At 72.4% G+C, this 12,252-nt stretch carries 12 protein-coding genes and 7 tRNA genes; 9 read left to right on the top strand and 10 right to left on the bottom strand.

Annotated features, from left to right (window positions below):
* Positions 1–41: 41 nt before the first annotated feature.
* The 3 genes from thrS to ABZ449_RS14775 all read right to left on the bottom strand — a co-directional run bounded on the left by thrS (position 42) and on the right by ABZ449_RS14775 (position 3,857).
* Positions 42–2,021 carry a threonine--tRNA ligase gene (gene thrS / locus ABZ449_RS14785; RefSeq protein ID WP_360345440.1) on the bottom strand — a complete coding sequence of 660 codons (1,980 nt, stop codon included), beginning with the start codon at positions 2,019–2,021 and terminating at the stop codon, positions 42–44.
* Between the two features lie 88 nt (positions 2,022–2,109).
* Positions 2,110–3,273 (bottom strand): hypothetical protein, encoded by a 1,164-nt coding sequence (locus ABZ449_RS14780; protein ID WP_360345438.1) that lies wholly within the window; start codon positions 3,271–3,273, stop codon positions 2,110–2,112.
* 32 nt (positions 3,274–3,305) lie between these two features.
* Positions 3,306–3,857 (bottom strand): DUF4365 domain-containing protein, encoded by a 552-nt coding sequence (locus ABZ449_RS14775; RefSeq protein ID WP_360345436.1) that lies wholly within the window; start codon positions 3,855–3,857, stop codon positions 3,306–3,308.
* Between the two features lie 163 nt (positions 3,858–4,020).
* Between ABZ449_RS14775 and ABZ449_RS14770 the strand changes: the two genes are divergently transcribed.
* Entirely contained in the window at positions 4,021–4,788 is a 768-nt protein-coding gene (locus tag ABZ449_RS14770) for an exonuclease domain-containing protein (protein ID WP_360345434.1), read from the top strand.
* Positions 4,789–4,890: 102 nt separating this feature from the next.
* Here ABZ449_RS14770 and ABZ449_RS14765 read toward each other — a convergent pair.
* The 3 genes from ABZ449_RS14765 to ABZ449_RS14755 form a co-directional block, all read right to left on the bottom strand.
* Positions 4,891–4,962 (bottom strand) — tRNA-Val (locus ABZ449_RS14765).
* Positions 4,963–5,171: 209 nt separating this feature from the next.
* Positions 5,172–5,243 (bottom strand) — tRNA-Val (locus tag ABZ449_RS14760).
* A gap of 78 nt (positions 5,244–5,321) precedes the next feature.
* Complete coding sequence (locus tag ABZ449_RS14755) at positions 5,322–5,780, bottom strand: TIGR02611 family protein (RefSeq protein WP_360345432.1); 459 nt, start codon at positions 5,778–5,780, stop codon at positions 5,322–5,324.
* A 194-nt stretch (positions 5,781–5,974) separates the two neighbouring features.
* On the opposite strand from ABZ449_RS14755, the gene ABZ449_RS14750 reads away from it, so the two are divergent.
* A complete protein-coding gene (locus ABZ449_RS14750; RefSeq protein WP_030056266.1) occupies positions 5,975–6,388 on the top strand; it encodes an SsgA family sporulation/cell division regulator in 414 nt (137 codons plus the stop codon).
* A gap of 419 nt (positions 6,389–6,807) precedes the next feature.
* Complete coding sequence (locus tag ABZ449_RS14745; protein WP_360345430.1) at positions 6,808–7,377, top strand: CGNR zinc finger domain-containing protein; 570 nt, start codon at positions 6,808–6,810, stop codon at positions 7,375–7,377.
* Between the two features lie 34 nt (positions 7,378–7,411).
* Here the strand turns inward: ABZ449_RS14745 and ABZ449_RS14740 are convergent, their stop codons facing one another.
* Positions 7,412–7,888, bottom strand: a complete 477-nt coding sequence (locus ABZ449_RS14740; protein ID WP_360345428.1) for a hypothetical protein — start codon at positions 7,886–7,888, stop codon at positions 7,412–7,414.
* A 110-nt stretch (positions 7,889–7,998) separates the two neighbouring features.
* Here ABZ449_RS14740 and ABZ449_RS14735 point away from each other — a divergent pair, with 110 nt between their 5' ends.
* A complete protein-coding gene (locus tag ABZ449_RS14735) occupies positions 7,999–8,499 on the top strand; it encodes a DsbA family protein (RefSeq protein ID WP_360345426.1) in 501 nt (166 codons plus the stop codon).
* Positions 8,500–8,511: 12 nt separating this feature from the next.
* On the opposite strand, the gene ABZ449_RS14730 is transcribed toward ABZ449_RS14735, so the two are convergent.
* From ABZ449_RS14730 to ABZ449_RS14720, 3 genes are all read right to left on the bottom strand, one after another.
* A complete protein-coding gene (locus ABZ449_RS14730; RefSeq protein ID WP_360345424.1) occupies positions 8,512–9,357 on the bottom strand; it encodes a GNAT family N-acetyltransferase in 846 nt (281 codons plus the stop codon).
* A 64-nt stretch (positions 9,358–9,421) separates the two neighbouring features.
* Positions 9,422–10,252: an aminodeoxychorismate lyase gene (locus ABZ449_RS14725; RefSeq protein WP_360345422.1), complete on the bottom strand. Its 831-nt coding sequence runs from the start codon at positions 10,250–10,252 to the stop codon at positions 9,422–9,424.
* A gap of 28 nt (positions 10,253–10,280) precedes the next feature.
* Complete coding sequence (locus ABZ449_RS14720) at positions 10,281–11,378, bottom strand: chorismate-binding protein (RefSeq protein ID WP_360345420.1); 1,098 nt, start codon at positions 11,376–11,378, stop codon at positions 10,281–10,283.
* Positions 11,379–11,707: 329 nt separating this feature from the next.
* Here ABZ449_RS14720 and ABZ449_RS14715 point away from each other — a divergent pair.
* From ABZ449_RS14715 to ABZ449_RS14695, 5 genes are all read left to right on the top strand, one after another.
* Positions 11,708–11,780, top strand: a tRNA-Gly gene (locus ABZ449_RS14715).
* 40 nt (positions 11,781–11,820) lie between these two features.
* A tRNA-Cys gene (locus ABZ449_RS14710) sits at positions 11,821–11,894 on the top strand.
* Positions 11,895–11,925: 31 nt separating this feature from the next.
* Positions 11,926–11,997, top strand: a tRNA-Val gene (locus tag ABZ449_RS14705).
* A gap of 41 nt (positions 11,998–12,038) precedes the next feature.
* Positions 12,039–12,110, top strand: a tRNA-Val gene (locus tag ABZ449_RS14700).
* Positions 12,111–12,154: 44 nt separating this feature from the next.
* Positions 12,155–12,226: transfer RNA gene (locus tag ABZ449_RS14695), tRNA-Val, on the top strand.
* Positions 12,227–12,252: the final 26 nt, after the last annotated feature.

Here is a 12,252-nt window from a genome sequence, read left to right as displayed (position 1 = left end):
TCTCGTGCATGGGGACACCCCCGCTCAAGCGGGGAAGCTGGTCACACCTGGATGCGGTTCTTCACCGCGTCCACGATCTCGGCAACCGCGTCGGCCACCGGCACACCGTTCTTCTGCTCGCCGTTGCGGTAGCGGAAGGACACCGCGCCCGCCTCGACGTCGTCGTTACCGGCGATCAGCATGAACGGCACCTTGCTGCGCTGCGCGTTGCGGATCTTCTTCTGCATGCGGTCGTCCGAGGTGTCCACCTCGACCCGGATCCCCTGCTTCTTCAGCTCGGCCGCGACCTCCAGCAGGTACGGCACGTGCTCGTCGGTGATCGGGATGCCGGTCACGGTGACCGGGGCCAGCCACGGCGGCATGGCGCCGGCGTAGTGCTCCAGCAGCACCGCGAAGAACCGCTCGATCGAACCGAAGAGGGCCCGGTGGATCATGACCGGCCGCTGACGCGAGCCGTCCGCAGCGGTGTACTCCAGGTCGAAGCGTTCGGGCAGGTTGAAATCCAACTGAATCGTCGACATTTGCCAAGTCCGGCCGATGGCGTCCCGCGCCTGCACCGAGATCTTCGGACCGTAGAAGGCCGCGCCGCCCGGGTCCGGAACCAGCGGCAGGCCCTGCTTCTCGGCCACGCTCGCCAGGACGGCGGTGGCCTCCTCCCAGGTCTCGTCCGAGCCGACGTACTTGACCGGGTCCTTGGTCGACAGCTCCAGGTAGAAGTCGGTCAGACCGTAGTCGCGGAGCAGGTTGAGCACGAAGGTCAGCGTGGAGTCGAGCTCCTCCGCCATCTGCTCACGGGTGCAGTAGATGTGGGCGTCGTCCTGCGTGAAGCCGCGGGCGCGGGTCAGGCCGTGCACCACGCCGGACTTCTCGTAGCGGTACACCGTCCCGAACTCGAAGAGGCGCAGCGGCAGTTCACGGTACGAGCGGCCGCGCGCGTCGAAGATCAGGTTGTGCATCGGGCAGTTCATCGGCTTGAGGTAGTAGTCCACGCCCTCGTCGAGCTGCATGGGCGGGTACATACCGTCCGCGTACCAGTCGAGGTGGCCGCTCTTCTCGAAGAGCTTCCCCTTGGTGGCGTGCGGGGTGTAGACGAACTCGTAGCCCTCTTCCTCGTGCCGCTTGCGCGAGTAGTCCTCCATCGCGCGGCGGATGATGCCGCCCTTGGGGTGGAAGACGGCGAGGCCGGAGCCGATCTCCTCGGGGATGGAGAAGAGGTCGAGCTCGTTGCCGAGCTTGCGGTGGTCGCGCTTCTCGGCCTCGACGAGGAAGTCGAGGTGGGCCTTGAGCTCGTCCTTGGTCGGCCAGGCGGTGCCGTAGATGCGCTGGAGCTGCTTGTTCTTCTCGCTGCCGCGCCAGTAGGCGGAAGCGTTGCGCATCAGCTTGAACGCCGGGATGTGGCGGGTGCTGGGCAGGTGCGGGCCGCGGCAGAGGTCGCCCCAGCACTGGTCGCCGGTCTTGGCGTCCAGGTTGTCGTAGATGGTGAGCTCGCCGGCGCCGACCTCGACGTCGGCGCCTTCACCGGCGGTGGCGGCGGAGCCCTTGAGGCCGATCAGCTCCAGCTTGTACGGCTCGGCGGCCAACTCCTCGCGGGCGGACTCGTCGGTGACCACACGACGGGAGAACTTCTGCCCGCGCTTGATGATCTCCTGCATGCGCTTCTCGATGGCCTTGAGGTCATCGGGGTGGAAGGGCTTCTCGACGTCGAAGTCGTAGTAGAAGCCGTCCTTGACCGGCGGGCCGATGCCGAGCTTGGCCTCGGGGTAGAGCTGCTGCACGGCCTGGGCCATGACGTGCGCGGTGGAGTGCCGCAGGATGTCGAGGCCGTCCTTGCTGTCGATCGCGACCGGCTCGACCTCGTCGCCGTCCTGGACGGCGTAGGCGAGGTCCTTGAGCTGGCCGCCGACGCGGGCGGCGATGATCGAGCGGTCGTCGGCGAAGAGCTCGGCGGCCGTGGTGCCCGTCGTCACCACGCGCTCTTCCCGATCGGGTTCGCGGCTGATGATTACCCGGACGTCCGTCACCGGTCTCTCCTGACGTGCTGGATTTCAGAGGACGCAACACTGCGCTGCGCGTGACGATGGTACCGAGAGCGCCGCCCCTGCCGTCCACCTACGCCTCTTCTCCCCCTTCTCCCGCCTTCTCCCCGAGCGCCTTCAGCAGCCGTTCGCGGTCCCCTTCCTCCCAGCCGCGGAGCTCCAGGCCGTGCGGGCGGGTGAGCCGGCGGAAGCCGCCGTGCCGGTCCAGGCGGCCGCTGACCCGGACGGGCAGGCCCGCGAGGTGGGCCTCGGCGGCGAGCCGGTAGTCGGGGGCGGGCAGGCGGAGCTTGAGCTCGTGGACCTCGGCGCCGGCCAGGACCCGCAGCCGTACCGAGCCCGGACCGGCCGGGTCGGCGCGCTTGAGGCGGGTGACCACGCCGACCACGGTGACGTCGACGGCGGGTTCGATCCGTTCCAGCAGGTCGGCGGCCTCGGCCAGGGCGGGCAGGTCGCCGGGTGAGAAGTCGAGGTCGATCCGGCGGTCCCCGAAGCCGCCCGGCGTCCCGGCGGCGGGTGACCAGGCGACGCCGAGCCGGGCGGCCGTCGCGTCGCGCACCAGGTCCTCGACGGAGCGGACGAGCTCCCGGCTGACCCCGGCCCGGACGGCGTTCGCGAAGGCCTCGGGCCCGCCGCTGACCCGGCGGAAGTCGACGGCGTCGCGCAGTGCCTCCAGGGCGCGGACCAGGGTGGTGACGGCGGCGCGGCCCTCGGGGGCGGGGGTGTACGCGGTGAGGGCGGCGCCTTGTTCGACCAGCAGGACGCGGTCCAGGAAGTCCCCGGCGGGACCGTCCAGCCGGGCGCCGAAGTAGCCGGCCCTGGTGCGGGCGGCCTTGGCGCCGGCGGCGAGCATCCCGCGGGCCGCCCGTCGCAGGCGTTCGGCCTCGTCCCAGGGCGTGGCCCCGGCGGGGCCGGGCGTCTCGCGGTGCCAGCGCAGTTCGTCGCCGGGGACGGTGAGGGCGAGCAGGATCGAGCGGGCGGAGGGGGTGCGGGAGCGGGAGAGCGCGGTGACGGCGTCGGCGAGGAGTTCGACGGCGTCGTCGAAGCCGTTCCCGGCCGGGACGAGCAGGCTGGTGCCGGGTTCGTCGTCGGGCGGGGTCCAGCGTCCGTACCGGGCGGCCGGTCCGCCGCGGCGGACCCAGCCGTGCCGGGCGAGCAGGGTGGCCAGCACCGTCGGGTCGACGGTGGCCGGATCGGGCAGGGGCCGGGCCGGCTCGCCCGGTGCGTACGGCGGTGTCATGGGTCCGTTCCCTCCCTGCCGGGCCCGGGCCGTCACGGGCTGCCGCCCGCGCCGACCCGGGCCATGATGTCGCAGAGCGCGCGGTCGTCGAAGACCTTCCGGGTGGGCACCCGGACGTTGGTGCGCCGCTGCCCGGTGACCGGGTGGCCGGCCAGGTTGACCCAGTAGCAGCAGTGCCGCAGCTCCAGGGCGTCCGGGCGGGCCCGCAGCCAGTGGTCGACCCGGCGCGGCAGCAGCATCACGACCAGGATCCGCGGCACGGCGACCCGGGGCCGGGCGAGCTTGCGCAGGTGGTCGTTGTCCAGGGTGAAGCTGAAGAACGGCCCGGCCGGGTCGGGCGCGACCTGCTGGGTGGCCTTGAGCTGGATCTTGACGGTGACCTCGTCGTCCACCTCGTGCGCCCGGGAGCCGTGGCTGACGTGCCAGTCGATGCCGTTGTCCGGGAACGGCTGGGAGAGCGAGCAGCCGGCCGCGGCGGCGACCGCGTGCAGGTAGCCGACCTGCAGGGTCTCCATGCAGGCGGTGACCGCGAGGTTCCCGCGCAGGACGGCCGCGTCCTCGGGCTGCGGCTGGGTCAGTGCCATCGCCCGGCCTCCCCCGGTTCCGGGCCCGTTCCGCTGCGGACGGGCCGGTCGATGCGAACGGGACGGTCATGGCCAGGATCCCCGGTCGGGCTTGGGCCAAACGGGTTGAAGGGGCGTCAGAACCGGGTATCACCCGGGCGCAACGCTCGTCTGAGGGGCAGTCATGCAGCAGCACTGGTACACCGGCCCGCTCGCCTCCTTCGACACCGAGACGACCGGCGTGGACGTGGAGAACGACCGGATCGTCTCCGCCGCCCTGGTCGTCCAGCTCGCGCCGGGCGAGCCGGCGCGGACCACGACCTGGCTCGCCGATCCCGGGGTTCCGATCCCGGACGGCGCCCGCGCGGTGCACGGCATCACCGACGAGCAGGTGCGCGCCCACGGCCGCCCGGCCGGCACCGTGGTGGCGGAGGTCACCCGGGCGCTGGCGGCCGAGGCGCGGGCCGGGCGGCCGGTGGTGGTGATGAACGCGCCCTACGACCTGACGCTGCTGGACCGGGAGCTGCGCCGCCATCACGGGCTGACGCTGACAGCCGGACTGTCGGCGTCCGGGCTGGTGGTGCTGGATCCCCGGGTGCTGGACAAGCACGTGGACCGCTACCGCAAGGGCCGCCGGACGCTGACCGACCTGTGCGCCCACTACGGCGTGACGCTGGCCGGGGCGCACGACGCGGCGGCGGACGCGACGGCGGCGCTGGCGCTGACCCGGCGGATCGGCGCCCGTTACCCGGCGGCGCTGGGCGGGCTGTCGGCGGCGGAGCTGCACCTGCGGCAGGCGATCTGGCACGCGGCGCAGGCGCGGGGGCTGCAGAACTGGTTCGACCGCTCGGGGACGCCGGAACGGGTGGACCTGTCCTGGCCGCTGCGGCCGGCCCGGTGCGGCTGCGGGCGCCGGCTGGACCCGGAGCACGGCTGCGAGGCGGCGGCGTAGCGGCTTCCCGGCTTCCCGGCTTCCCGGCTTCCCGGCTTCCCGGGCCCGAAACGCGCCGCAGGCCCTGACCGGTTTCCTGGTCAGGGCCTGCGTGCTGTCCGGTGGGCGATACTGGGATCGAACCAGTGACCCCTTCGGTGTGAACGAAGTGCTCTCCCGCTGAGCTAATCGCCCGGGCAACGAGAAGAACTGTAGCACCATTCGGGGCCGGTCGTACAACTCGCCCGTTCCGGGGACGGCCAACACCTCCGCAGAACTCGCGCGCCACAGGGAAGATGACTGTGCCTCAGCCGATTACCGACGGCCCTTCAGGCGGATTCCGGAAATACACGTAAGGCCCAGCCGATAATCGGCTGGGCCTTACGTATCACCATGCATTCCGGTGGGCGATACTGGGATCGAACCAGTGACCCCTTCGGTGTGAACGAAGTGCTCTCCCGCTGAGCTAATCGCCCGGGTGCAGGGAAAACATTACCGCATCCCGGGGGGTGCTCCGAACACGCTCCCCGTTCGCGGGCCCGCACCCGGGCAGGTCAGCTCCCGTCCAGCTGCCAGGGGACGGTCAGGCCGTAGCGGGCGAAGTACCAGCCGCCCACCCCGACGAGGGCGGCCAGTCCGATCGCGGTGAGGGTCAGGTTGCGGCGGCGCACCCGCGGGTCCATGGCCCGCTGGGCGGCCTCGGCGACCTTGCGGCGGGTCCAGCGCAGGGCCAGCTGGGCCCAGACGAACTCGGTCGCCCAGATCCCCATGCCCAGGAAGATCACCAGCCAGCCGGGGCCGGGCAGCGGCAGCATGATCACCCCGAGCCCCACCACGGCGAGGCCGGCCAGGAAGATCGCCACCTGCCAGACCTTGTGCAGCGTCGGCGCGCGGCGGACGAAGGCCGGGGCCCGCGATCCGACCGCCCGTCCGCCGTCGGCGACCTCGTCAACCTCCACGGCCGCTTCACCCGTTCTCGCGTTCCCGCCCGCCTTGTCGTTTCGCACAGTCATGCCAGGAAACTAACCAAGAAGTGCCGGGGAATGCCCGGCCCGGCCACTGCGGGTCGATTCCGCAATGCGCCGTAAGGGGTACGACTCGCGCCCGAATCGGGACAGAGGGGTTTACATCGGTCGTGGGGGTGGGATGGTCCGTTCGCCGACGTGCGATTCCCCGAGCGCACACTGAGCGAAAGGCCATGGCGCTTATGAACACCACGGTCAGCTGCGAGCTGCACCTGCGCCTCATCGTGTCCAGCGAGTCCTCACTGCCCGTCCCCGCGGGCCTGCGCTACGACACCGCCGACCCCTATGCCGTGCACGCCACGTTCCACACGGGCGCCGACGAGACCGTGGAGTGGGTGTTCGCCCGAGATCTCCTCGCGGAGGGGCTGCACCGACCCACCGGTACCGGCGACGTCCGGGTGTGGCCGTCGCGCAGCCACGGGCAAGGGGTGGTCTGCATCGCACTGAGCTCTCCGGAAGGAGAAGCCCTGCTGGAGGCCCCGGCCCGGGCGCTTGAGTCGTTCCTCAAGCGGACGGACGCCGCGGTGCCCCCCGGCACCGAACACCGTCACTTCGACCTCGACCGGGAGCTGTCCCACATCCTCGCCGAAAGCTGAACCCCGTCCGGAGGCGGTCACGCCCCGCTGTCGGCGGGGCCCCATCCCCTGCCTCATCGCAGCCGTCCTACTCGGGGGCACGGCAGCAGCGGACTCAGCCGCGCACGACGCGGTCTCGGGGCCGGTGAGCGGCTCCGCTCCCACCGGAGCGGGCCACAGCACCGCAGGCGCCCGGCACCGAGGCCGGCCACCCCCACGGGTGGCCGGCCTCGGTGCCGGGCGCCGACGTCTTCCGGGGCTCCCTGCGGGCTGGTTTCGGGGCCGGCCGCGGTCCCGGCGACGCCCGGTTTCGGACGCCTTGCCGGACTGCGCACACATCTTCGAAAGAAGGCGCCGCCCTACCGGCACCGGGCCCGGTATGGTCTGGGGTAACCGTGGACGCGGGGTATCGGAGTCCCCCTGCGCGAGGAGCCCCCAACGTGCTGATCACCCATGACACCGAGTGCGCGCTGAGCATCCTCGTGGAGCTGCTCAACACCGCGCCCGAGGTGTGCGGCGACGAGCGGCTGCCGGACGTCGCCGCGCTGGACGCCTTCGTGGTCCGCCAGGAGATCAGCGAGATCGACTCGCTGACCGAGGACGACCTCCGGCGGGTGCACGAGCTGCGCACCCGGCTGCGCGAGGTGTTCGCGACGGAGTCCACCGCGCAAGCCGCGGATCTGGTCAACTCCATCGTCGCGGCCGCCGGGACGACGCCCCGGCTGACCGACCACGACGACCACGACTGGCACATCCACTACTTCGCGCCGCACGCCGCGCTCGGTGACCACCTGGCGGCCGAGCTGGGCATGGCGCTGGCCTTCATCCTGATGGCGGGCGAGCGGGAGCGGCTGCGGCGCTGCGAGGCGCCGGACTGCGCGCGGGTCTTCGTGGACCTCTCCCGGAACCGCTCGCGGCGCTACTGCGACAGCCGCACCTGCGGCAACCGGCTGCACGTCGCCGCCTACCGGGCGCGGCAGCGGTCGGCGGAGGCCGTCCCCTCCGCCTGACCCGCCTCTTCCCCGCCAGCCGCCGGCTCCCCGTTCAGATCCCGCGCTTGCGGAGGATCTCCTCGATGTCGGCGAAGTCGCCGAGGCCGTCGTCCGGCTTGCCCGCGGCCGGCTTGCCCGAGACCGGCTTTCCCGAGGCCCTGGGCGTCGGCGCCACCGCCGGACGCCCGGGCGCCGGCCCGGCCGCGGCCGGGCGCTCCGGGGCGCCCTCCACGGCCGCCCCGCCCCGGCGGCCCACCCAGCGGGTGGTGACCAGCAGGACCACGGAGACGCCGAGCAGTGCGATGCCGGTCCACACCCGGGGGTCGAGCACCAGCTTGGTCGCCCAGTCGGCGAACTCCCGGCCGATCGTGCTCGCCAGCGGGAACAGGCCGGTCAGGTAGAGGCCCGCGGGCAGCAGGGCCACCGCGAACCAGCGGGTCGCCGACAGGAAGCGCCGCCGGTAGGCCCGCAGCCCGGCGAAGGCCACCCCGCCCGCGGTGAGGACGAAGCTGATCGCCGCGCTCAGCACGGAGCCGCTCCTTCGTGTCCGGTCGTCCTGGTCATCGGTGCCTTCCTCTCGGTCCGCCCTCGGGCGCACCTCCGGCCGGAGCGGGCGCCCATTAGTGGAACACTGGGGGAATGATCGATGGTTCCCTCCCCCGCCTCGAGTTCTGGTGCGACCTCCAGTGCCCGGACTGCCACACCGCGCTGGACGACGTACGGGCGCTGCGCGCGCAGTACGGCGAGGCGCTGCCCGTGGAGGTGCGGCACTTCCCGCTGGAGAAGCACAAGCACGCCTACGCCGCCGCGGAGGCGGCCGAGGAGGCGTTCGCGCAGGGGCTGGGGTGGCCGTTCGTGGAGGCGCTGCTGGCCCGCACCGCGGAGCTGGACGCACGCGGGCAGCAGGTGCTGCTGGACGTGGCCCGGGAGGTCGGGGCGGACGTCGACGAGGTGGACACCGCGCTGATCGACGGCCGGCACATGCTGACCGTCGACGCCGACCAGGCCGAGGGCAAGGCGATCGGGGTCACCGGCACGCCGACGTACGTGATCGGCGGGCAGCGCCTCGACGGCGGCCGGAGCCAGGACGGGCTGCGCGAGCGGATCGTGGCCGTCATCGAGGCGGCGAAGGCTTCCTGACGACACGTCAGGTCACAGCGGCTTGCCGTAGAAGCGCTCGGTGACCCGGTAGCCGAGCGAGGTGTAGAGCCGGACGGCGACCTCGTTGCCGGAGAAGACGTTGAGGCCGAGGTTCCGCACCCCGGCGGCCAGGCACTCGCGTTCGGCGAGCAGCATCAGCGTGCGTCCGTGTCCCCGGCCCCGGTGGGCCGGGGACACCTCGACCTTCATCACCCAGGCGAGCGGTTCGCCGTCCGGCAGGTCGCGCAGGCGCAGTTGCAGCCAGAGCAGGCCGTACGGCTCCTGGCCGCCGTCGGCGCCGTAGAGGCGGCGCAGGACCACGCCCGGGGTCTGCCCGTCCGGCGGGAGCACGTTCTGCCCGGGTCCCGAGCGGGCGCGGGCCTGTTCCTCGGTGAGGCCGGACCGCACCATCGTGCGGACGTAGTCCTCCGCGGACCGTTCGTACCAGGCCCGGATCTCGGCCGGGTCGCCGAAGGGGCGCGCGCTCAGACCGGCGGGCAGATCGGGGGCGGTGACCAGCCGCTTGGCCATGGTCAGGGCCCGCTCGGTGTAGCCGAGGGCGGCGACGAGACCCCGGGCCGTCACGGCCGACTCCGGGACGGTGACGTCGACCCGGGTGCAGCCCCAGGTGCGCAGTACCTCCTCGGCGGCCAGCGCGCCGAAGGTGCCGCGGCCCCGGCCGCGCCCCTCCGTGATTTCCAACTCGGCTATGGTTCCGCAGAGTCGACCGCTCTCCGGGTCGGCGGTGGTGCGCAGCGCGCCGACCCGGTGGCCGTTCGAGAGGATCAGCCAGCGTCTGGTGCGGCCGCCGGCCGCGGTGGGTGTCTCCGGGCCCTCGGGGCGCAGCGTGGTGGTCATGTGGGGGTCCCTTCCCGCTGTGGGGAGGGTTATCCGCCCGGTCGGCGCGCTCTCCGTGCGGGGATCACGGGTCGAGGTCGTCGCCGCTGCGTTCGGCGAAGACGGCCATGGCCTTGGCGGTGACGGGACCGATGCCGGGCAGTTCGCGGTCGTCGACGCGGGTGATGGCCTGGACGTCGCGGGTGCTGGAGGTCAGGAAGATCTCCTCGGCGTCCTGGAGGGCGCCGAGCGGGAGGTCGGCCTCCTCGGCGCCGCACCAGTCGAGGACCAGCTGCCGGGTGATGCCGGCCAGGCAGCCCGAGGCGAGGGTGGGGGTGAGCAGGCGGCCGTCGAGGACCACGAAGACGTTGGATCCGGTGCCCTCGCAGAGCCGTCCGGCGGTGTTGGCGAACAGGGCCTCGGAGGCCCCGGCGCGGTGGGCGGCGGCCAGGGCGACGACGTTCTCGGCGTACGAGGTGGTCTTGAGGCCGGCGACGGCGCTGTGCTCGTTGCGGCGCCAGGGGACGACGGCGACGGCGGTCTCGTCGGGGCGGCGGCCGATCGCGCTGAGGGCGACGACCAGGGTGGGGCCGTCGGTGCCGCGTTCGGAGCCGAGCGGGCCGTTGCCGCCGGTGTAGGTGATGCGCAGCCGGCCGAGCGGTGCGGGGTTGGCGGCGAGGACGCGGGCGCAGGCCTCGCGGACCAGGTCGTGGTCGGGGTCGGCCAGGCCGAGGCCGCGGGCGGAGCGGGTGAGCCGGTCGAGGTGGCGGGTGACCGCGAAGGCCCGGCCGTCGACGGTCTTCATGGTCTCGAAGACGCCGTCGCCGGTGGTGAGGCCGTGGTCGAGGACCGAGACGGCCGCGTCGGCGGAGTCGACGAGGGCGCCGTTGACCCAGCTCGTGGTGCGGGTGTGCATCGGGTGCTGCTCCTAGGCGGTGGGGGGCTCAGGCTCCGGTCGGGTCGGATCCGCTGCCGGATTCGCCGTCGGGTTCGCAGTCGGGTTCGCTGCCCGACGCTATCGCGACGAGGCGGGCGGCCTTCAGCTCGGTCTCGGCCCATTCCCGCTCGGGGTCGGAGCCCCAGGTGATGCCCGCGCCGGTGCCGAAGCGCAGGACGGGGGCGGCGGGGTCCGTCCGGTCGATCCAGAAGGTGCGGATGCCGACGGCGAGTTCGGCCTCGCCGCGGTCGGCGTCGACCCAGCCGACGGCGCCGCAGTACGGGCCGCGCGGGGCGGTCTCCAGGGCTTCGATGATCCGCAGGGCGCTGGACTTGGGGGCGCCGGTGACGGAGCCGGGCGGGAAGGTGGCGGCGAGGAGCTCGGGCCAGTCGGCGCCGTCGCGCAGGGTGCCCTCGACGGTGGAGACCAGGTGGACCAGGCCGGGGTGCTTCTCGACGGCGCAGAGGTCGGGGACGGTGACGCTGCCGGTGGCGCAGACCCGGCCGAGGTCGTTGCGGACCAGGTCGACGATCATCACGTTCTCGGCGTGGTCCTTGTCGAGGAGGTCGTGCTCGGTGCGGCCGGTGCCCTTGATCGGGCCGGAGGAGACGGTGCGGCCGGTGCGGCGCAGGTAGAGCTCGGGTGAGGCGGTGGCGATCTCGACGCCGTGCCCGGGCAGGCGGATGGTGCCGGCGTAGGGGGCGGGGTTGCCGTGGGCGAGGAGGCCGGTGAGGGCGTCGACGTCGCTGTGGTCCGGGTCGGGCAATGGCGCGGAGAGCACCCGGCAGAGATTGGCCTGGTAGACCTCGCCGGAGGCTATGTGCTCGCGGATGCGGCGGACGCCCGCGGTGTAGGCGGCGCGGTCGAGGGAGCTGTGCCAGCTGCCGGCCGCCGGTCCGCGCCAGAGGGCGCCGGAGGGCGGGGCGGGGGCGGGGCGGACGTCGTCGAAGCGGGCGCAGGTGAGGCGGCCCTCGAAGTCGTAGGCGACGGCCCAGTAGCCGGCGGAGTCGAGGGCGGCCGGGTCCGAGGTGACGTCGCGCAGTCCGGTGGCCAGGCGGCCTCCGAAGCGGGCGAGCGGGGTGCGGGGGTCGGGGTGGCCGGACACGGTTCTCCTGCGCGGTGGTGCTGGGCGGCGGTGCCTGCAGTGTAGGTCGGGGGCGTGGGTCAGTCCGGGTCGCGCCCCCGCGTGCGAGCAGCTGTGTGCGTCATGCGGGTGTGCGCCGGGTGACCCGCGGATGATCGTCCGGGAGCGTCACAGGTGGCCGCAGGTGGTGGCCGGTGACCGGCCGGGAGGGCTGACAGGACGGCACTCGGCGGCCATCCCCTCGGCATGCTGCGGGAACGGATTTTTAGCTGGCCCGGGAATCCGCTAGAGTTCAACACGTCGCCAGGGAGCGCAGCCGAAGAAAAGCGGTGAAGCCCCCCGGGAGACAGGCGGACGTGGCTCAGTTGGTAGAGCATCACCTTGCCAAGGTGAGGGTCGCGAGTTCGAATCTCGTCGTCCGCTCGGTGGAGAACAGTGTAAGATCGTTCTTCATGTGTTGCCTGGTGGAGTGGCCGAGAGGCGAGGCAACGGCCTGCAAAGCCGTGTACACGGGTTCAAATCCCGTCTCCACCTCCAAGAGGTTCCCCGGTTCCACCGGGGCCTCCCCGCGCGATTAGCTCAGCGGGAGAGCACTACCTTGACACGGTAGGGGTCACTGGTTCAATCCCAGTATCGCGCACGTCGGATCCTTCGGGGTCCGCTGCAGGACCGCCACATCAGGCGCGATTAGCTCAGCGGGAGAGCACTACCTTGACACGGTAGGGGTCACTGGTTCAATCCCAGTATCGCGCACAGTAACGGGCCTTCCGGGGCCTGCTGCAACACCGCCGCACCAGGCGCGATTAGCTCAGCGGGAGAGCACTACCTTGACACGGTAGGGGTCACTGGTTCAATCCCAGTATCGCGCACGTCGGATCCTTCGGGGTCCGCTGCA

It is taken from the genome of Kitasatospora sp. NPDC005856, assembly GCF_040629945.1.
GTDB lineage: Bacteria > Actinomycetota > Actinomycetes > Streptomycetales > Streptomycetaceae > Kitasatospora.
Note: the sequence above shows the minus strand (reverse complement) of the source record. Positions and strands in the feature narration are given on the sequence as shown.